We start from the raw sequence: 20,978 nt of genomic DNA, 5'->3' as shown, positions 1-20,978 counted from the left end.
GCACCGGGTATAGTTGAAGAAGGAGGGATTGATTAATCATGAAAAAAACAGCAGCTTTTGTCGTGACCGCTTCACTCGCTTCTTCTACCTTATTCGGTTTTAGCCCGGCGATTTCAGCGCACGCCCTGACCCAAACCCAGGCAGAACAGTCCATTCCTCAAGGTCCGAAAGCAGCGCTAAACAGCATTTATCAGCTAGCACATCAAGGACAAATGCCATACTATGCAGAAGGACTCAAAATAGGGGTTCAAACAAAAAAAGACGTTCGGCATAAACTAGGACAGCCTTATCCAGAAACGGGTCAAAACGGCTTTGATTTGTATCATGCTGAGATGGGGAACCCAGGATTTGCTTTTCACTATGACAAAAAAGGCAAGATTAACGAAATCCGTTATTTTGGAACAAATGTAGAAAAAGAAACGAATATCGGAGGAATGACTCCTTCCCTATTAAAGAAACAGCTTGGACCAGCAGATTCAGTCAGCACCATCCCGCAAACAAAAGAGAAGAAATACGTTTATCAGACCGGTGATTATGAGCTCGAATTTATCGTCGGACATGATCCAGATATCAGTCAGCACGAGCTGACTGTGGTGCATATTAACCTCATCAAAGCCGGTTCCTAAATAAAAAGCATCCTGAATTTTTGCTCAGGATGCTTTTCTTTATTATGATGCCACTTCTAAATGCGGCTTTCTTTTCAGTTTTCGCTTAAGGATTGGACCTGCTACATAATCAAGACCAAATTTTCCGGCATTTCCTTTCGCTGCTATGATAAAGACGGCGATCAGAAGAAGAAGCGGGTTAACAGAGACGGTTCCAGCTAGTAAGAAAGAGACATTCATCACGCTTCCAAAAAAGGCTGCCGTTGTTGTGAACAATCCAACAATTAGTCCTAGACCAACTAAGATTTCTCCCCACATGACCATGACACTGAAAAGTCCGGCATTTGGCAACGCGACATTTTCTAAAAACCAGACATAGAACGGATAAACAAGATGTCCATCTTTCACAACAGGTTCAGCTATGGCAAATTGCAAATATCCTGATGCATCGAATCCACCTGTTAGTTTTCCAATACCAGATGTCAGCCAAGTCCATCCGATATAAAGTCTTGCTGCCAAAAGGATAACCGCTGCCCATACATTCGTTTGTAAGAATTTTGTAAACATGATGATGCCTCCTTTTAAATTATGTGAATTATTTCACATTTTCTTTATGATCTTATTATACTACTTAATATACATTTGTGATCCTTTTCACATATATATTCACAAATTGTTCATGAATATCTAGTCGAGGTAAACTTTTCCCTTGCTATTTCCGTCTAAGTTATTTCAGACAGTAAAAAGGGGTTACATTTTGTATGAAAACATTATTTCATTTTGCTTATTTACAGGCTATTTCATGCCTATTCCCCGTCATGATCTTTACAGCGCTTGCCTTATCAAAGATCGTGTCTATTCCTTTTCTTCCTCGATATGATGTTATTCTTCTGCTTTGCCTTATCGCACAGCTCCTCATGCTGATGCTGCGGCTTGAGACACTGACAGAGTTGAAGGTTATTTGTCTCTTTCATGTGATTGGAATAGGCTTAGAAATCTACAAAGTACATATGGGTTCATGGTCCTATCCTGAAGAAGCTTATTCGAAAATCTTTGGGGTTCCGCTCTATAGCGGCTTTATGTATGCGAGCGTGGCAAGCTATATTTATCAGGCACTGACTCGGCTTCGCGTGAAGGTGAATGCGTGGCCTCACCCGTTTCTTTCAGTGGGGATCAGTTTATGTATTTATCTCAATTTCTTTACTCATCACTGGATTTATGATCTACGCTGGTGGCTGACATTACTCCTAGTGGTTGTGTTTCGAAAAACAACCGTTTCCTTTCAGGTCGGTTCATCGACCTTTCGTATGCCGCTTGTTATCTCGTTTTTGCTGATTGGCTTTTTTATTTGGGTGGCCGAAAATGTCACGACCTTTTTAGGAGCATGGCAATATCCAAATCAGCAGCATGCTTGGTCTCTCGTCCATCTTGGTAAAATCAGTTCATGGTTTTTACTTGTTGTCATCAGCATTGTACTGGTGATCGAACAGCGAAAACAAAAAAACGTTCAGCCCATTTGATCTGGCTGAACGCTTTTTTTAGTCCCGAGCGACTTCCTTGCGAAGATCATCGGCGACAAATTCGACATTTGTTCCAATGATGATTTGTACGGAAGTTTTTCCTGACGTCAGTACCCCTTTGGCACCTGCTTTTTTCAATGTACCTTCATTTAATAAATTGGTATCTTCTACTATTAAACGAAGACGGGTTGCACAATGGTCAATTGTGGTGATATTGTCTTTGCCGCCTAGTCCCTCTACGAGCATACTTGCTCCGGCAGTATGTGTATCATCCCCTGGGATATCTTCGATGTCATCATCTTCCCTGCCTGGTGTTTTTAGCTTTAACAATTTAATCAGGAAATAGAAAACAACAAAGTAAATCACGCCATAGATGACCCCAACCACAAGTAACAAAATGGGCTTTTGCGCAATTCCAAAACTTAAAACGTAATCAATCGCACCGGCTGAAAAAGCGAAACCGCTATGAATGCCTAAGGTGTTGACAATAAAGAGCGAAAGACCAGTTAATATCGCATGAACACCATATAAAAGTGGAGATAAAAACATAAATGAGAATTCAATTGGTTCTGTGATTCCTGTAATAAATGACGTCAGTGCCATTCCAATCATAAGACCGGCTGTTGCTTTTCGTTTTTCAGGCTTTGCGGTCACAACCATCGCGAGACATGCCGCCGGCAGCCCGAACATCATCACTGGGAAGAAACCAGTCATAAAGACACCTGCACTTGGATCACCTTTGAAGAACCGTGCTAAATCACCTGTCGCTCCGCTGAATTCACCGAATTGAAACCAAAATAGATTATTCAACACATGGTGAAGTCCTAATGGAATGAGCAAGCGGTTAAAGAAGCCAAACAGCCCGGCACCTGTTGCTCCAAGACTTAAAATCCACTCTCCCAAATCATTGATCACACTTTGAATTGGAGGCCATACATATCCAAAAACGGCTGCTAATAGAATGGTAAAAAGTGCTGTCATAATTGGCACAAGCCGTCTTCCACTAAAGAAACCTAGGTATTCTGGCAGTTTCGTGTCCTTAAATTTATTGTAAACGTAACCTGCCAAAAGTCCGCACAAAATACCACCCAATACCCCCATATTGTTGGTCGAATTGATCGACGTGGTACCAGCTGACAAAATAAAATAAGAGATCGCTCCAGATAACGCCGCTGCCCCGTTACCGTCCTTTGAAATACCAATCGCTACACCCATAGCAAAAATTAAAGCCAAATTCGCAAAAATTGCATTTCCTGCTGCATGAATAAACGGGATGTTGAATACATCTTCTCGCCCAATAGCCAAAATGATACCCGCTGCAGGAAGCACAGCGATTGGAAGCATAAATGATTTTCCTAACTTTTGAAAAAACTGAAACACCATCTTATTTCTCCCCCCTTCGTCATCATCATGAACAAATCTCTCATGATGTTCATAAAAAATATATCATATGCACATCTAGTTATCTATACCAATTTGTCCACATCTCACCCGAATCTCAGCCTTTACTCTTTTGGCGTAAAATGTGGTAAGCTATTGAATAGAATGAAGTTATAGAAAGCGGGAATGAACAGTGATTGTCAAACATGATCATGAGTTAGAAGCCTTAAAAAAAGTCGGCCGAATTGTCGCTTTGGCAAGAGAAGAAATGAAAAGCCAAGCGAAACCAGGCATGTCTACAAAAGAATTAGATTTGATTGGGAAGAAAATATTAGAAGAGCATGGAGCCAATTCAGCTCCTGAAAAAGAATATGATTTCCCCGGTACGACTTGCATCAGTGTCAATGATGAAGTCGCACATGGCATTCCAAGTGAAAAAACCATTTTACAAGAGGGCGACCTCATTAATATTGATATCTCAGCAGAGCTTGATGGATATTATTCCGATACTGGGATTTCATTCGTTTTAGGTACAGGAGATGCTCGTCTTGAAGCATTATGCCAGTGTGCAGAGGATGCATTCCTTGAAGGATTAAAGCATGCGAAAGCCGGTAAAAGACAAAATCAAATTGGCCGTGCGGTCTACAATACAGCGAAAGAACAAGGATTTACCGTCATTAAGAACTTGACAGGACACGGCATTGGGAAAAGCCTGCATGAAGCACCTAACCATATTTTGAACTATTATGATCCATTCGATAATGCTTTGTTTAAGAATGGGACAGTCATCGCCTTTGAACCTTTCATTTCAACAAATGCTGAATCGATATATCAAGCGGATGACGGCTGGACATTTAAAACACCTGATAAGAGCCTGGTCGCACAGATTGAACATACGATTGTGATCACAAAAGACGAACCGATTATTTTAACAAAGCTGTAAGCAAGCGGGTCCCTTCCTTCACTGGTGGGGATTTCAGTTTGTTGACAAAGGGCTAAAATGAACTTTATTTTAGCTCTTTGTCTTCTTTTCAGCGTGATAGAAAACCTTTGCAGTCTAGGAAGGACGAGCATCGGCGCGGAGCGAATTTGACATTCGTGAGCACCGAAGCGCAGGACTGACACCGAATGCGAGGGTTTGTCTACACGCTGCAATCCCCTTCCTTCACTGGAGGGGATTTTTTCATGCCCGTTTCACGAATCTGTCACGACTAAACAAAAATGCCTGTGGTAAAATAGGCAAAGATATGCGAAAGGGGTCTTATTTGATATGTGGTTCATCATCATCGGTGTTATCTTCTTTATTGAAAGTATTATTTTAACGGTTGTAGGTATTAAGAAAAAACAATCCATGATGACCTACCTCGGGATTGTCATCATGATTATGACAGTCGGCATGATCATCGTTACCCTCAACCCGCCAAATTCATAAATGATTATTTCCAGCATATACATGGATCATAGGCAGATAGAATCAGTTTTCATTTCTAAACACCTGCACACTTTTCACGTCCTTTTTTGAGATGTTACAATGCAGGCAGTTTCCATTGAAAGGAGTTTTCTATCATGCATTATGGTAGCAAAGGCTGGTATGTCGAAGAATTAAAGAAGCTTGGTGTGACCAAGCATGAAGGAAGAAAGCTTCAAAGCTTTAAAACTTATTTCCTTGCAAATCTTCTTGAGCAAAAGAAAACGAGCTCTTAAATGTTGAAAAGCCGTACATCCATATCAGATGTACGGCTTTTTATATGGACTGAACACGTTTTTCTAAAGATTTTCTGACCACATCTGCTAAGGCATCTACTTCAAGAACTGCTTTCAGCCTGTTTTGATCTACTTGACGGTATTTGACTTCATTGACTTCGTGGACTGTGATGGGATGGGGCGCTTTTTTAAATAGAGTATTGTATTAAGTAGAAAATATCTTTTAATTTTAGCGAAAACAAAACAAGTATATTTCTTTTAGGATGCAGCCATACAAGACATATAAATACTAATTCTTTATCGTTCTAAATTATTTTAAACAATTGAACATACTAAATATATTTGCGGAAAATATATAGATAACAAATTAAAATCTACTGTGTTATTTTAAAAAGAGTCAAATAGCTTTATAATGATTATTGATCCTGCGTAAAAAGTTAGTTTCAGAAAAAGCTGGATCATTATTAGTTAAAGTAGCCTAGTATTAAAACACTAAAATCATTATCACAAATAATAATATTTAACATAAAGATTAAGATTAGGTGATATAACAGTAAAAAACAGTACTTAAATATAGTTATATAGGAAATTTATTATTTTTTTGTTTTTTATTGCCACGGAAATGTTTTTTATGTTACTATTTTATATGATAAAAAAAGATTCTATGCTATAGGAGGATTTAGAAATTGAAAAAATTAGTTGTCTCAATTATTATTGCTCTATTTGCTGTAACTAGTCTAATTAATACAGCATCTGCTACAGCGGAAAAAGGAACTTCATCTACAAAGGTATTATCTAAGTTAAAAGGTGTGGTTGAAAATTCTAATCATCTAGAAATAGTAGATCTAGATAAATTACCAGAAGGAACTCCAATTTTACAGTTTGATACAGTAGAAGATTTTGAAAAAGCATTAAAAGATTCCAAACTACAAAATACTTATAATGATGTTAACAATTTAACAGAAGAAACAAAACCTTTAAATCAAATTACAACACTTGCTTCAAAAGCTACAACAAAAACAAGAACTGATGTACTTAAAATAATGCGAAAAGGTAAAATTTCTAGAGTTCTTAATCCATTATCAGACTCATCAAGAATTACTGTTGATCTAAAATATAGTTACTCTGGTAGTGGTTCAAAAAGAAAATTCACGAAAATTAATAAAGTTTCTTCTTATTCTTCTGGTATACCGACAAGTTGGAAACAAACTTCTTACAATAAAAGTATTAGTAGTACAAAGAAAAGCGTTACAATAACTTTAAATGGATATTACCTATTCGGTGTTTCTATTGGTGGTCAGACAATAGGCACAAGAACACCTGATCAAATCAAATTTAAGTATAATATGGGTGGAAAAAAAGACTTAGTAGAAATTTAATACAATAAATAAACATAGAAAAGCTGTTGAGGGAAACTCAACAGCTTTTCTATGTTTTCAGATAAAAATAAATAAGTTTAAATTTCTATATTCCAGTGCACCAACACTTAAAAGTTATTTCTTAATTCTCATTTTAACCATTTTTACTCTTTAGAATACTATAATATTTAAAATTAACACCTGCTTGCAGGGGATTTTTTATCGCGATAAAAGGACAATATACAAAAATTAAAAATACTTTTATTGGACATCCTAATTTAATATTTAAAAGAGTGGAAGAAGAAAGAGATTAATTTTAAAGGCACACAGAGATGACGAATTTTTAAGAATGTAAGGTTTGAAGTTGACTTACATAGCTCACCTGCATTGCCAAAGCATCACGATTTGAGTACTATAAATGGCTTAAGAATCAAATGATTCGAATAGAACGGAAACTGAAAACACAAATTTAAAAGAATACATCATGGCGCTTCATAATCATGCTCTTTCTATCCTATCCTCCAGTGACAGAAGGATTTCACATCAACCATTCTACAGGTTGATGAAAGAGATTAACTTCCAAACAATACAATAAGCTAGATATGACTGACATTTCTATATACCTTGCCAGCATCACTTCTAATATATTTCATCAATACAATATCTATATAACAATAAAATCGATGCATGGAAACTCTCAAAACGAAATGATCATAAACTGTTCATGTAGACATTAGCTCCTTTGATATCGCCGCCGGTTTGTCCAATTAGTTTCACTTTATTCTGATAATGGATCCTCACAAAAACATATCAAAAACGACTAGAAAAAACGTTGGTTTGAAAGGTAGTCATTCCTGAAGGGGAAATTGCTTGGGTAATATCTGTACGAATCATTGTTCTCTCATCTTCAAAAAAGCATAGAAGTTTAACTAATATGCTCCATTAAGATATTGTAACTTACTGGGATCTTAGGCTTTTTATATTTGTCTCCTTAACAGGGCTAATCCACTAGCTTTTCGCTAGGCTCTTTCCGTCCCGTGGTAGGGTTTTTCCTGATAAAAATAATTCGGTTTCACGATCGTATTGTCATAGTGACGATGGAAGATATGCGTAGCAGCTGGTGATACTGGCGGAATCAGCCATGTCCAATCTCCAGTCAGCTTACGGTCAGCCTTTTCTTCCTGTTTTTCAAATTGTTTGAACTGATGGGCAGCTGTATGATGATCCACAATGGTCACCCCTGCTTCCCGGTAAGAATGAAGAACCGCCACATTCAACTCGACAATGGCTTTGTCCTTCCAAAGTGACGCATTCTTTGTCGTGTCCAGTCCTAAAATAGAAGCAACTTTTTTCAGCATATTGTAGCGGTTTTCGTCAGCTAGATTTCGCGCGCCAATTTCTGTTCCCATATACCATCCATTAAACGGTGCCGCATTGTAATGAATGCCGCCAATTTCTAATTTCATATCAGCAATAATCGGAACAGCATACCATTTCAGTCCTAAATCACCGAATCCATCATATTCAGGATGAGTGATCTCTACCTCTTGAACGATCTCTCTCGGAAGATCATACAGAACCGGCGGCTGATCTTTTAGCTGAAACATAAGCGGCAGAAGGTCAAAATGCGTGCCTTCGCCTTTCCAGCCATGCGCTTCACACAACTTGGTTAATTCAAGTGATGCCTCGTCCCCAATGATGCCATATTCCGACTCATATCCCGCATAACGAACGAGTTGATGATTATAAATAACGACTTCCTTCCGTCCCTTATTCTCTGGTGGGAAGATGGTAATGGACGGTTTGATTTTACCCCCATTTGTCGCATACTCAATATGATGAAAGAGTGCCTCTTTCACCTCATCTTCTGTTGTCACGTGCCGGCAGTCATGCACATGCAGTGTTGACCAAAACAAGCGCCCAATGCACCGGTTGCTGTTGCGCCATGCCATTTTTGCCCCGTGAGCTAATTCTTCCTGCGTATGAGTATACATACCGTCAGACTCAATTTCTTTTTTTATTTCATGCAGACGTGCTGCTTTTTCTTCATTTGACTTGCCTAATTCTTCATAGCATACAGAAATAAAAGCTTCTGCTTCATTCCACAACGCTTCTTGGTTACTCAAACATACTCGCCTCACTTTAATACGAATATATCCATTGTAGCGGTTTCTATTGATAAATTCACTTGTTTCAAACCATTTTTTATCATATCGTGCGACGATTGTCCTTAGACAATGGATGAATCAATGACTTCAAGGGTCTTTTGGAGCCAGCGAACATACCCTTTTTCCCTTTCAATTGCTCTTGTCAGCACTAAATAATGCCCGAATTGTGTTGAATGCAGTGATTGGGCAGATGGATCTTCTTCTGTTAAAACGTTCAGTTTCTGTTCAAGCATCTCTACTTTCTTTGTTCGCTCCTGCAGCTGATGTGAGAAGAGACCGGCCGCTTCTTTTTGATCCATAGATGAAATAAAGAACGTTTTTAACATAAATTCATCTTTTGTTGTGTCTGGAATCGGGCTTTTTTTCCTTAACCACTCATGCAGTTCTCTTTTTCCTGCATCAGTGATTTGATAGACCTTCTTCTCTAGCTTCTTTCCTTGTATGTGAATATCAAATTCAATAAAACCCTCTTCTGTTAGCCGCTTTAATTCAGGGTATATTTGACTATGCTTCGCACTCCAAAACTGTCCAAGGGAATCTTCAAAGTGTTTCTTCATATCGTATCCCGTCAGCTCACGCTGATCTAGTAAGCCAAGAATGGCATATTTCAGTACTCTCATGACATGCCTCCAACGCATATTCTTTGACAATAGTATACCATACACCCTAAAATAAACATGTAAATCATGACATGTTTGAAACAACATCATTTTAATTGAAAGAAGGAATAAACATGGATCAATTCGTTGGACTTCATATGATTTATACGTATGAAAATGGCTGGGAATATGAGATTTACATTAAAAATGATCACACCATTGATTACCGCATTCATAGCGGAATGGTTGGAGGCCGCTGGGTTCGTGATCAAGAAGTGAATATTGTGAAACTGACAAAAGGGGTATACAAAGTTTCCTGGACGGAACCGACTGGGACAGACGTGTCTTTAAACTTTATGCCTGAGGAAAAACGCATGCATGGCGTCATTTTCTTCCCAAAATGGGTGCATGAACGTCCAGATATCACCGTTTGCTATCAAAATGACTATATCGACCTCATGAAAGAATCCCGTGAAAAATATGGGACCTATCCGAAGTATGTCGTACCAGAATTCGCAGACATTACGTACATCCACCATGCTGGGGTAAACGATGAAACGATTATCGCAGAAGCACCGTATGAAGGCATGACCGATGAGATCAGAGCTGGACGAAAATAGAAAAAGCGGCACGCACTGTGCCGCTTCTAGGGTGGTTGACAAAGGGCTAAATGAACTTGATTTTAGTCCTTTTTATTTTATACCTAACGTCTTTTGAGATAACAGGAATCGGTAAACTGGTAGTTCATCGCCTACTTTTGATGCAATAAAACCTGATGACATATAGCTGTCTTTTGATTCTGGTTCAAGGGCAAGTGACAACAAATTGGTCTCTGGCTGTGCAGTCACATATACCTTTGTTCCTTTTGGCAGCTGACGTTTCTTTTCAACGAGTCTCGTTTCAAGCTGAATATCTGTTTTGCTTGTTTCTGCTCGTTTTGTCACCTCATAGGCTTGAACTGGTACTTTCATGCCAACAGGAAGTGTCACACTTTTTAACCCTAAAGTTCTGAGCTTTCTATCTACTCCTTCATGTCCTGGGAGAATGAGATAAGCTGTCGGCCGTTCTCTTGTCAATACAGGAACCGCATCACTTGCACTATGAAAACGCACTGGGACATTGGTGGTTTGTCCTTTCTCAATATCCACCATTTCAAGTGAATCGTTCACAGGCGCTTTGAAAGCATCTTGAATGACCACTTGATCATCATCATTTGGTTGAAGACCTTTTTTCACAAGTTTCAGCCGCTCCGTCACCATTTGCTGCTTCACCTGCTTAGCATGCTTCACCGTTGTCTCAATGATTTTTTCATGAGTGGTGACTTGTGCTGCCACACGCCGAGTAAAGTCCTCTCTACCAATTCCAATACCCCTACTTTCTACAAGAAAGGATAAAGCTGGTGAAAGCGCCAGGGCATTTCGGCCAATTCGTGCATCGGTTCCGCCTTCATAAAGGTCGATCTTTCCGTCCTTTCCTCTTGTGTTTGTATAATATAAATCGTTGGAAAATCCCTTATTCGTCAATGCTTCACGCACTCCGTTGACGTACAATTCATTTGACGTGAAACGAATGCTTTCAGGAATGTTCAAATTCTTACCGGATAATATCAGCAAATCGTGATACTTGAGAGCACCTGATGCACCGATATCTTCAAACTGCTTTTGACCGACATCATATTCATGGGCATCAATGACGACCTCGGGCGCATAGCGATTAATTTCTTGATGAAGGGCTGTCAGCTCTGGAGATTCTAATGTCATGTGGTCACGGTTGCCATCCATTCCGTTTGCAAGTCTGCGGTCAAATGCATAAGAACCATCTGGGTTGATTCTTGGGACAATGATGACGTTGACATGGCTCAGGATACGCTCTCCTTCATCACCTGCTAGTCGTTTGGCGATGACAAGGGCAGATTCACCGGAGGCTGGTTCATTTCCGTGTATTTGTGCTTGAAGCCAGATCGTTGGCTTTTTTGACAGTGGAGAGATGTGGCGATCCTTTGTAAAATAGAGGGCTGGAATGGACCTACCTTCAATGGATGTTCCAATCTGTTTCTGCGTGGCGTAAGGACTTTTACTGACAATGTCACGTAAAAAATCTTGAAGCTCTTCTTGTGTGGTAAATGCTTTTCCTTTTTTCTGAAAAGCAGGGGTATCAAACGTTTCATCAGGCTCAGGATACAGTTTTTGAACCGAGGCTGGCTGCTCATAGCTTTTTCCATAATAAGGGGTCTCTGCATTCGCTGAAGCTGGGATCACCATCGACAAACTTCCTGCCATGAGGCATACAGCAGCAAAAAGAATGGTACTTTTCTGTTTGGACATGCTATCCTCTCCCTTCGTTGATTTGCATTATAAAGAAAAAAACAGCAAAAGTGTCAGCATTTTTCAAAAATATATCTTTTGGAGGAATCATGCATGTCTTTATATAGGGCAAATGAATGGAGCTTGCCCTGCAATAGGACCTAAAAAAGAGCGCCTGCATGAGCAGCAGACACTCTTCTCATTACCAGATCGAAATGGCCCCAATGAGAACCGCCATCACTGTCATGGCGACGACTGCAAGAACCGCCCATTTCATACCAAATTTCTGATGCTGATCTAGTGATACCCCAACGAGTCCAACAAGTAAATGAGTCGATGGAACAAGTGGGCTTAACATATGAATCGGCTGACCAATGATAGATGCTCTCGCAATCTCAATTTTATCGACACCGTATGCTGCCGCTGTTTCTGATAGGATCGGCAGTACCCCATAAAAGTATGCATCATTCGGCATAAAGAAAGTGAAGATCCCGCTTGTTAGTGCGACAATGACTGGAATAAACCCGCCAAGCTGCTCTGGAATAGCTGAAACAATCGAAATCGCCATTTCATCAACCATTTTCGTCCCAGTTAAGATGCCTGTAAAAACACCTGCCGCAAAAATCATCGAAGCAATCGCCAAAACATTTGTTGAATGAGCCGCAATCCGCTCACGCTGCTGCTCTAAATTCGGATAGTTCACGATAATGGCGACACAGAAGGCAAGAACAAACAGAACCGTTAAGCTTACTTTTCCTGACACAAGCAAGAGAACCAATAGCAAAGTCAGTGTCAGGTTAAACCACCAAAGTTTCGGTCGCTTAATATCATCTTGCAGTGCCGCTGCCATTTCATTGGCATGAATCGGCTGTTCGAGCTCAATAACACCAAGACGTTTTCTTTCAGACTTCCCAAGAAAGTATGCCACCACAATCATGCTCAAAACCCCTGCGCCAATGACTGGAATCATCGGGCCAAATAAAAGTGATGGATCAACGCCAAGTGCACTTGCCGCTCTAGGTGTTGCCCCTCCCCATGGAATCGTATTCATAATCCCCATGCCGACTCCGGCGATACCCGCTAAAATAATCGGACGAATGCCAAGCAATGTAAATAACGGAAGCATGGCTGTTGTTGTAATCATGTACGTTGTGGTTCCATCACCGTCAAGTGCGACAAGCATCGTCAGGACAGCTGTTCCGACAACAATTTTTAATGGATCGCCTTTGACGATGTTTAAAATTTTTGCCACCATCGGATCAAATAAACCTGCGTCAATCATAATCCCGAAGTACAAAATGGCAAACATGATCATGACCGCCGTTGGTGCAACTTGCTGTACACCTTTGACAATCATGTCTGAAATTTCTGTAAAATGAAAACCTGCAATAAGAGCAAATGCAATCGGTGTTAATACCAATGCCGTTAGAACAGACATACGTTTCGTCATAATTAAAACCATAAATACAATCATCATAAGAAATCCTAAGATCGCTAACATTTTGTTCACCCCTTATGTTGTATACGCTTTCATTAAATGTTGGTATCCCATTTCCAACCCTTTCTGTCATGATATCTGACGCCTGAATTGAAGTAAATATTATGAATTTTAATTCTTTTTTGGTCGATAAATGCTTTTTGTTCATTTTGTGCAATTGTTGTTCTTTGTTGGTTCCATGAAAAAAAAGCGGTCTCATTTGACCGCTTGTTCTCCTTGTATAAATTGCTCATATCGCCTTAATTGCTCTTCCATAAAGACCTTTGCTTCTTTACTGTTCATATAACGGCCTGTCCAGCCTTTTTGTTTTAACTGCTTTTTCCACGACTTCGTTTGCGTCATTTTTTGAAGAAGCTGATCCCATGCTCGAATGTCGTGCTGATTCATTTGCTTTGGTCCCATCACACCACGCCAATGAGAGAAGATGAGCGGAATCCCCTGTTCTTTCCAAGTGGGCACGTCTTTGAAGCCTTCTAAACGCTGATTCGTTGTGGTCGCAACAAGCTTCAGTCTTTTCTTTTCATAATCATGGCGAACCTCTGTAATGGTCGTAGTTGCCGCATCTACCTCATGGTCAATGAGTGCTTGAAATAAATCATCTGCACTATCAAATTTTAAAAACTGAATGCGGTACGGATCAATTCCTGCCATTTCAGCAGCCCGTGCGAATGAGATTTGATCATCATTTCCAAAGTCCGGGGCAAACCCAATTTTTAAGGAATCTGGTTTCTTTTTTAATGCGTGTAATAGCTCCTTTCCATCTGAGAAAGGAGAATCAACTGGCACTGCGACTACCTGCCACTCTTCCGCAAGAATAGCAAGCGGGGTGACATCATTCATGGTCACGTTACTGCTGCCCAGCAAATTACGGCTTAATAATAAGCTCGAATTTAAACTAATATAATTGGCATCTCGCTCCATCATATAGGTCCATCCTTTATCAACCGTTCCGCCTCTTTGATAAAGAATATGCACAGGCTCTTCCACTAGCTTTTCTTCTTCTAGCACGGTTTTCATCACTTGAGCTGTTTGGTCAAATCCGCCATCAGGTACACCTGATACCACAATGTATAATGGGCTGTGCTCCAGGAAAGAATCTTTTGCTGTTTTTTCATTAAAGGTGAGCGTTGTACAAAGGCAGACCAAAATGAGTAAGAGTATTCCTTTTTTCATTTTTATGACTCCGTTTGTTTTTTGGCGGGATAATATTTTCGTTCTGGTCTACCAATGATTCCATACGCCAGCTCTGCCCGGCATTCTCCCGTTGTCACAAGATACTCTACGTATCGTCTTGCTGTTGTGCGTGATGCGCCCATTTTTTCTCCGAGTTCTTCCGCTGTAATTCCGTTCATCTCTGCTGTCATGAATGTTTTCACCTTGTCCAAAGTCAATGAATTAATGCCTGTTGGCAAGTCTCGCTCATCCTTTTGCTGCGATTCTTCCTGTATTTGACCAAAAAACAGATCAATCATCGTTTGATTGACTTCATCTTTTGAATTGATTAACTCTCTCTTCTCTTTATATTCGGTTAAAACCTGCGTGAATTTTTGGGCGGTCACTGGTTTGATTAAATAATGAACCACTCCATAATGCAATGCGTCTCTTAACAGCATCGTTTCCGTTGCAGCCGTGATAATGATCACATCCACTTCAGGATGGCGCTCTCTTAACAGCGGCAAAAGGTTCGTGCCGAGCTCATCAGGCATGTAGACATCAAGTAAAATGAGATCCAATTGTTCTTTTTGAAGTGCCTCCCACAGATCCTTTGCACTCTTTGCCTTGCCGGCCACTTGAAAGCCTTGTACCTTTTGGATATAAGATTCATGAATCGCAGCGATTCGAAAATCATCTTCCGCAATGAGTACCTTTATCACAACCTATTCCCCCTTTGTGCCTTTCGGTATGTAAACAGTGAAGATGGCACCGCCTTCTTTTTGGTTCGCAACTTCAATCCAGCCCCCAAGTTCATCTAGCACTTCTTTGACATTGGCAAGTCCATAACCTCGCCCTTCTCCCTTTGATGAATGTCCTCTTGTGAAAAGTTGTGAAATGGCTCCTTCATCTACACCGTCCCCTGAATCAGATACCTCTATGATAATATCAAATCCAATATCTGTGATGAACAAGCTGACTTCTCTTTTCTCCTTATTCAATACAGCCTCAAACGCATTGTCTACGAGATTGCCAATGATGGTAATAAAGTGAGATAAACTTAAATGGGCTGGGAGCGGCTCCAATGAACTATTTTCATCAATGTGAAAATGAACCTTTTTCTCAGATGCCTTTCCTAACTTCCCAAGTAAAATGGCTTGTATATTCGGAGAGCGAATTTGCTTCATGAGTAAATCATGCTGGCGATTTTGAAGTGTATACTCTTCTTTAATTAACTCAATGGCTTCATCCACTTGTTTCAACTCAAGCAAGCCTAAAATAGCGTACAGCTTATTCGAAAATTCGTGTGTTTGTGCTCTAAGGTCTTCTGAATATTGACTGACCTCTGTCAATGTATCCAACAGCTTTGTCAGCTCGGTTTTCTCCCTGAAGCTCACAATTCCTCCAAATACTCGATTGTCCTGCACCACTTTTTTGACATTTAGCACGAAGGTTTTATCATTGACGACTGATTCTATGTTAGGTTCAATCGTCTCTACCTTTAGATAGAAAAGAAGATTGGCATTTGGCAACACTTGATCAATATGAAGAGGCAGCGTTGAAGAGACGCGTAGCATCTGTTCAGCTGACGTATTCATCATCGTAATGGCACCTTTACGGTCAAATGCAATGATTCCCTCTTTAATCGCATGCAGCATCGCTTCTCTTTCTCGATATAATGAAGCAATTTCATGCGGTTCAAGCCCTAATATATCTTTTCGAATACTCCTTGTTAAAAAAATCGCTCCAAAAACCCCAGGCAAGAGCACAAGAAGGGCAATATAACTTAATTTGAAGAGTTGATGAGCTGTCGCTTGGTCGATATCTCTTTTTAAAAATTCGACACTGACTGTCCCAATAATCTCTTCATAACTGCCAGTTTCTTTCATGATCGGAGCACTTCCTCTGACAACGGTTTCACCATCAGAATCACCCGTTGATATGGAAGTTCCTCCAAATAGCAGTGTACTTCTTCCTTCCGACACACTGATGGTTTTCCCTACATCCTCATGATTCGTATGAAAAAGAACCTTTCCTTTTTGATTGGTGATAAAAATGGCATGCGCTCTTACTTGCTCTTTCATTTGCTCAAGCACAGCCTGTTCTTCATTTTGCGAATCTCCCGTAGCCACCGATGTTTTAATGGGCGGCATATAAGATATCGTTCTAGCAGTTTGCACCGCCAGCTGTTCAGCTTGGCTCTGCCTTTCTGATGTCTGCAAAAAACCAAAACAAATGGTCAATAAGGCAATAACAACAAGTAAAAGACCAATAATTAACCCCAAAATTTTTGTTTGTAAAGTGACTTTCCTTTTGCCCATCCTCACCGCCACAACCCCTAATTCAGTAGATTCACCCGAATAGACTCTAAGAAAATCATATCATTTTTTCTCATGAAGTTAAGAGAAAATTCACACAGACAAAAAAAGGATGACTCAGTATTGAGTCATCCCTGTGTGCCTATTACGTGATGGATAAACCAGCACTTGCATAGCCTGCTACAGTATTCACTAAAGAAAGACCTGTAGCTGATGCCGAGAATACGACAAGTAATCTTGTTTCTGGTGTGACTGGTACATTTAAACCAGTAGCGATGCCGTTTGTAATAGCCCCTAGCGTTAAAATCCCGGTTAACGCTGGAGCCAATGTGACGCTCGCTACTTGAGTGAAGCTGTTATTTGGTGTCGGTGAAGCAAACAGACTAGCAGTTACAGTAATACTCGTGCCAACTAAAGAAAGGGCTGCAGTCGTGCTAAAATAGCCGGCAAATGACGTAATGGTTCCAGCTCTTGGAACGGAGAATGCCATGTTTAACAATGTTCCTGCTGCTCCGGTTAAATCAATGATTCCTCCTACAATACTGACACCTGTCGCCGAGTTACCGAATCCGACCAAACTAGATGTTCCAACTAGACCGCCTGCGATTGTGGTTAAAACAGCTGGTGTACCAGATGCAAATGGAATAATCGCACTTGATCCTGTCGCACCTGTGGCGCCTGTTGCACCGGTTGCTCCCGTGGCACCTGTTCCTGTAGCCCCTGTTGCACCCGTATCTCCTGTTACACCTGTCGCACCTGTGGCGCCTGTTGCACCGGTTGCTCCCGTGGCGCCTGTTCCTGTAGCCCCTGTTGCACCCGTATCTCCTGTGACACCTGTGGCGCCTGTGACTCCGGTCGCTCCTGTTGGACCTGTATCTCCTGTGACACCGGTTGCTCCCGTGGCGCCTGTCACACCTGCGGCTGCCAATAACGTGTAATCTGGAGACGTATCTGGTGTGCCAGTTGGTGGTGCTGTATTTACGACATAAGTTCCACCTTCATATGTCACCACTTGACCTACTGTATAGGTTGGAGCTGTTGCTGGGTCAAATGCCAAAATACCAGCTAACCCTACTCCGGTAGCCCCGGTATCTCCCGTTGCACCTGTGGCTCCGGTTACTCCAGTCGCTCCCGTATCTCCTGTTGCACCTGTGGCTCCGGTTACTCCAGTCGCTCCCGTATCTCCTGTTGCACCTGTAGCTCCGGTTACTCCGGTCGCTCCCGTATCTCCCGTTACACCTGTGGCTCCGGTTACTCCGGTCGCTCCCGTATCTCCTGTTGCACCTGTGGCTCCGGTTACTCCGGTCGCTCCCGTATCTCCCGTTACACCTGTAGCTCCGGTTACTCCAGTCGCTCCCGTATCTCCTGTTGCACCCGTGGCTCCGGTTACTCCGGTCGCTCCCGTATCTCCCGTTACACCTGTGGCTCCGGTTACTCCGGTCGCTCCTGTATCTCCCGTTGCACCCGTGGCTCCGGTTACTCCGGTCGCTCCTGTATCTCCCGTGGCGCCTGTCACACCTGCGGCTGCCAATAACGTATAATCTGGAGACGTATCTGGTGTGCCAGTTGGTGGCGCTGTATTTACGATATAAGTTCCACCTTCATATGTCACCACTTGACCTACTGGATAGGTTGGAGCTGTTGCTGGGTCAAATGCCAAAATACCAGCTAACCCTACTCCGGTTGCCCCGGTATCTCCCGTATCTCCTGTGGCTCCGGTTACTCCGGTCGCTCCCGTATCTCCCGTTACTCCTGTGGCTCCGGTCGCTCCAGTATCTCCCGTTGCACCGGTCGCTCCGATTGCTCCTGTCGCTCCTGTATCTCCCGTTGCACCCGTGGCTCCGGTTGCTCCAGTCGCTCCCGTGGCTCCTGTTCCTGTTGCCCCTGTGGCACCCGTATCTCCTGTGGCTCCGGTCGCTCCAGTAGCACCTGTATCTCCAGTAGCGCCGGTCGCTCCTGTTCCTGTTGCCCCTGTGGCACCCGTATCTCCTGTGGCTCCGGTCGCTCCGGTTGCGCCTGTATCTCCAGTAGCGCCGGTCGCTCCTGTTCCTGTTGCTCCCGTGGCACCCGTATCTCCTGTGGCTCCGGTCGCTCCAGTAGCACCTGTATCTCCAGTAGCACCTGTATCTCCAGTAGCGCCGGTCGCTCCTGTTCCTGTTGCCCCTGTGGCACCCGTATCTCCTGTGGCTCCGGTCGCTCCGGTTGCGCCTGTATCTCCAGTAGCGCCAGTCGCTCCTGTTCCTGTTGCTCCTGTGGCACCCGTATCTCCTGTGGCTCCGGTCGCTCCAGTTGCGCCTGTATCTCCTGTTGCTCCTGTTCCTGTTGCTCCGGTTGCACCCGTATCTCCTGTCGCACCCGCAGCGGCTAGAAGCGTATAATCTGGTGATGTATCCGGTGTACCCGTTGGTGATGCTGTGTTTGCAAGATACGTTCCACCTTCATATGTCACTACTTGACCCAATGGATATCCTGGTGCCGCTGCCGCATCAAAAGGAACGACTCCAGTTAGACCTACACCAGTGGCTCCTGTTGCACCCGTCGGACCTGGATCTCCGGTGACACCTGTTGGTCCTGTACCTGTTGCGCCCGCAGCTGCTAAAAGCGTATAATCCGGCGATGTATCAGGCGTACCTGTTGGTGGTGCTGAATTTACCACATACGTACTGCCATCATATGTCACCACTTGACCTACTGGATACGCCGGGGCTACCGCTGGATCAAATGCTACAATCCCTGTTAACCCAACGCCTGTTGGGCCTTGTGGACCTGCCGGGCCGGCTGGACCCGCAGGGCCTACTGGACCCACTGGACCCGCCGGACCTGCTGGGCCTCTTCTTCCTCTTCCCCCTGGCGGTCCTTGAATGACACACACACAAGGATCTTTTCCGCAGCATGGATTTTTTACTGGTTTCCTTGGTTTGTCTGATTTACCTTTCTTACAACTATCACATTCCCAGCCATCATCCTTATACGCATCATACCAGCTTCCTTTTTGGTAGTGGTCTGTCGAATGAGTTGGGTATATCTTTCCGCATTGTCTACATTTTCTCATAGAATCACCCCAATCCATCGTATTCATCATGATCGATAAAGGTGTATGTACAATTTTATTTTTATCAAAAAATTTGAAAGGTCTTGCACTCTGCGTGCAAGGACCTCTCTCCATCGTTAAAATGTCATCGTCATTTTTAAATCTTTTCCTACCATACTATATTCAATATCCGCTGGACGGATCGCCTCTTTTAGTTTTTTTACTCCTTCTCCTTCAAAAAAAGTAGGTGCATCTTTCCCTCCAATCAACAAAGGTGCCATATAGATAACAGCTTCGTTCACAAGTGATGCTTCTAAAAATGATGCACTCACACTGCCCCCTGCCTCTACAAGCACTGACATCACAGAGCGCTTCTTCAACAGGTGTAACACATCCTGAAGATCTGTCCGGTGTTCTCCGCTTGTGACAAATACTTGATGACCTTTTTGTATCAACTGTTGATACTTTTGATGATCATAATCTTGTGATGTACAAATTATGGTTTCTGCCCTATAATCTGTTAAGCATTTGGCATGAAGCGGTATCCTTAATGTTGAATCTAAAATGACACGAATGGGCTGATGGTTGAATGAATCCTTTACAATTAAGCCGGCATCATCTTGAATAATCGTTTCCACTCCTGTCAGCACCGCATCTGCTTCTTGACGTAAGCGCTGCACTTCTGTTCTCGCCTCTATTCCTGTGATCCATTTGCTTTCTTGCTCAGCCGTGGCAATTTTCCCATCTATCGAAATAGCTGATTTTAAAATGACATAAGGAAGGTTTGTTTGCATCAAATGAAAAAAAGGAGCATTTAAACGATCTGCTTCCTGTTTACATATACCTTGCTCCACTTCAATTCCAGCCTTTTTCAAAAAGGCAATTCCTTTACCTGCAACAACCGGATTCGGATCTTGAGTGGCAATCAGCACTTTCTTCACACCACTTTTGATGATCGCTTCGGTGCAAGGGCCTGTTTTTCCGTGATGTGTACAAGGTTCGAGTGTCACATACATGTCAGCTCCCTTCGCCTTTTCTCCTGCCATTTGTAGCGCATGAATTTCAGCATGAGGCTCGCCAGCCTTCATGTGCGCACCAATCCCAACAATCTCACCGCTCTGAACAATCACTGCACCAACAAGCGGATTGGGTGAGGTTTGTCCTTTCATCGCCTTCGCGTTGGCAATCGCCAGCTTCATATAAAAAACATCGTCTTTCATCTCGGACTCCTTTCTTCTCTCAAGGGAAAGAACTCCTTCAGAAAATGAAGGAGTTCTATTCTCATGTGCTATACTTTCTCAAGCCGTTTCTTTTCAGATCGATCATAGTAAGGCAAGGAATA

General features: G+C 42.3%; 18 protein-coding genes and 1 pseudogene. 7 read left to right on the top strand and 12 right to left on the bottom strand.

Annotated elements, in window-relative coordinates; all coding sequences use genetic code 11:
- The first annotated feature begins 38 nt into the window (after positions 1–38).
- Entirely contained in the window at positions 39–626 is a 588-nt protein-coding gene (locus tag AC0VYC_RS03760) for a YjgB family protein (RefSeq protein WP_138278236.1), read from the top strand.
- Positions 627–668: 42 nt separating this feature from the next.
- On the opposite strand, the gene AC0VYC_RS03755 is transcribed toward AC0VYC_RS03760, so the two are convergent.
- Entirely contained in the window at positions 669–1,172 is a 504-nt protein-coding gene (locus AC0VYC_RS03755) for a DoxX family protein (protein WP_058336532.1), read from the bottom strand.
- A 194-nt stretch (positions 1,173–1,366) separates the two neighbouring features.
- Between AC0VYC_RS03755 and AC0VYC_RS03750 the strand changes: the two genes are divergently transcribed.
- Entirely contained in the window at positions 1,367–2,125 is a 759-nt protein-coding gene (locus AC0VYC_RS03750) for a DUF817 domain-containing protein (protein WP_277519395.1), read from the top strand.
- Between the two features lie 18 nt (positions 2,126–2,143).
- On the opposite strand, the gene nagE is transcribed toward AC0VYC_RS03750, so the two are convergent.
- Complete coding sequence (nagE, locus tag AC0VYC_RS03745; protein WP_475389488.1) at positions 2,144–3,508, bottom strand: N-acetylglucosamine-specific PTS transporter subunit IIBC; 1,365 nt, start codon at positions 3,506–3,508, stop codon at positions 2,144–2,146.
- A 190-nt stretch (positions 3,509–3,698) separates the two neighbouring features.
- Here nagE and map point away from each other — a divergent pair, with 190 nt between their 5' ends.
- The 3 genes from map (at position 3,699) to AC0VYC_RS03730 (ending at position 5,209) form a co-directional block, all read left to right on the top strand.
- Positions 3,699–4,448 (top strand): type I methionyl aminopeptidase, encoded by a 750-nt coding sequence (gene map / locus AC0VYC_RS03740; protein WP_008341769.1) that lies wholly within the window; start codon positions 3,699–3,701, stop codon positions 4,446–4,448.
- 327 nt (positions 4,449–4,775) lie between these two features.
- Positions 4,776–4,937, top strand: coding sequence for a hypothetical protein (locus tag AC0VYC_RS03735; protein WP_008341770.1), 162 nt, complete (start codon positions 4,776–4,778; stop codon positions 4,935–4,937).
- Between the two features lie 134 nt (positions 4,938–5,071).
- Positions 5,072–5,209, top strand: a complete 138-nt coding sequence (locus AC0VYC_RS03730) for a YflJ family protein (RefSeq protein WP_008341771.1) — start codon at positions 5,072–5,074, stop codon at positions 5,207–5,209.
- A 40-nt stretch (positions 5,210–5,249) separates the two neighbouring features.
- Here the strand turns inward: AC0VYC_RS03730 and AC0VYC_RS03725 are convergent.
- Positions 5,250–5,405 (bottom strand): annotated as a pseudogene (locus AC0VYC_RS03725) (3-alpha domain-containing protein); the annotation flags it as partial.
- Positions 5,406–5,895: 490 nt separating this feature from the next.
- Here AC0VYC_RS03725 and AC0VYC_RS03720 point away from each other — a divergent pair.
- Positions 5,896–6,588, top strand: coding sequence for a hypothetical protein (locus AC0VYC_RS03720; RefSeq protein ID WP_327861806.1), 693 nt, complete (start codon positions 5,896–5,898; stop codon positions 6,586–6,588).
- 998 nt (positions 6,589–7,586) lie between these two features.
- Here the strand turns inward: AC0VYC_RS03720 and AC0VYC_RS03715 are convergent.
- Both AC0VYC_RS03715 and AC0VYC_RS03710 read right to left on the bottom strand, forming a co-directional pair.
- Positions 7,587–8,693 (bottom strand): nitric oxide synthase oxygenase, encoded by a 1,107-nt coding sequence (locus tag AC0VYC_RS03715; protein WP_047946767.1) that lies wholly within the window; start codon positions 8,691–8,693, stop codon positions 7,587–7,589.
- Between the two features lie 104 nt (positions 8,694–8,797).
- Positions 8,798–9,355 carry a PadR family transcriptional regulator gene (locus AC0VYC_RS03710; protein ID WP_335350695.1) on the bottom strand — a complete coding sequence of 186 codons (558 nt, stop codon included), beginning with the start codon at positions 9,353–9,355 and terminating at the stop codon, positions 8,798–8,800.
- Positions 9,356–9,468: 113 nt separating this feature from the next.
- Here AC0VYC_RS03710 and AC0VYC_RS03705 point away from each other — a divergent pair, with 113 nt between their 5' ends.
- On the top strand, positions 9,469–9,954 hold the full coding sequence (locus tag AC0VYC_RS03705; RefSeq protein WP_335350696.1) for a phenolic acid decarboxylase: 486 nt from the start codon (positions 9,469–9,471) through the stop codon (positions 9,952–9,954).
- A 72-nt stretch (positions 9,955–10,026) separates the two neighbouring features.
- On the opposite strand, the gene AC0VYC_RS03700 is transcribed toward AC0VYC_RS03705, so the two are convergent.
- The 7 genes from AC0VYC_RS03700 to ribD form a co-directional block, all read right to left on the bottom strand.
- Positions 10,027–11,658: a M14 family metallopeptidase gene (locus AC0VYC_RS03700; protein WP_475389484.1), complete on the bottom strand. Its 1,632-nt coding sequence runs from the start codon at positions 11,656–11,658 to the stop codon at positions 10,027–10,029.
- Positions 11,659–11,839: 181 nt separating this feature from the next.
- Entirely contained in the window at positions 11,840–13,138 is a 1,299-nt protein-coding gene (locus AC0VYC_RS03695; RefSeq protein ID WP_056408464.1) for a citrate:proton symporter, read from the bottom strand.
- A 192-nt stretch (positions 13,139–13,330) separates the two neighbouring features.
- Positions 13,331–14,308: a tripartite tricarboxylate transporter substrate-binding protein gene (locus AC0VYC_RS03690; protein WP_475389482.1), complete on the bottom strand. Its 978-nt coding sequence runs from the start codon at positions 14,306–14,308 to the stop codon at positions 13,331–13,333.
- 2 nt (positions 14,309–14,310) lie between these two features.
- Entirely contained in the window at positions 14,311–15,009 is a 699-nt protein-coding gene (locus AC0VYC_RS03685; protein ID WP_475389480.1) for a response regulator, read from the bottom strand.
- A 3-nt stretch (positions 15,010–15,012) separates the two neighbouring features.
- Positions 15,013–16,608 (bottom strand): sensor histidine kinase, encoded by a 1,596-nt coding sequence (locus AC0VYC_RS03680; RefSeq protein ID WP_475389478.1) that lies wholly within the window; start codon positions 16,606–16,608, stop codon positions 15,013–15,015.
- Between the two features lie 142 nt (positions 16,609–16,750).
- The gene (locus tag AC0VYC_RS03675) at positions 16,751–19,657 is read right to left on the bottom strand and encodes an exosporium glycoprotein BclB-related protein (RefSeq protein ID WP_475389476.1); all 2,907 of its coding nucleotides are present in this window, start codon (positions 19,655–19,657) and stop codon (positions 16,751–16,753) included.
- Positions 19,658–19,773: 116 nt separating this feature from the next.
- Positions 19,774–20,856, bottom strand: coding sequence for a bifunctional diaminohydroxyphosphoribosylaminopyrimidine deaminase/5-amino-6-(5-phosphoribosylamino)uracil reductase RibD (ribD, locus tag AC0VYC_RS03670; RefSeq protein WP_342499399.1), 1,083 nt, complete (start codon positions 20,854–20,856; stop codon positions 19,774–19,776).
- Between the last annotated feature and the right edge of the window lie 122 nt (positions 20,857–20,978).

It is taken from the genome of Bacillus sp. iso_77 (assembly GCF_056173625.1).
Note: the sequence above shows the minus strand (reverse complement) of the source record. Positions and strands in the feature narration are given on the sequence as shown.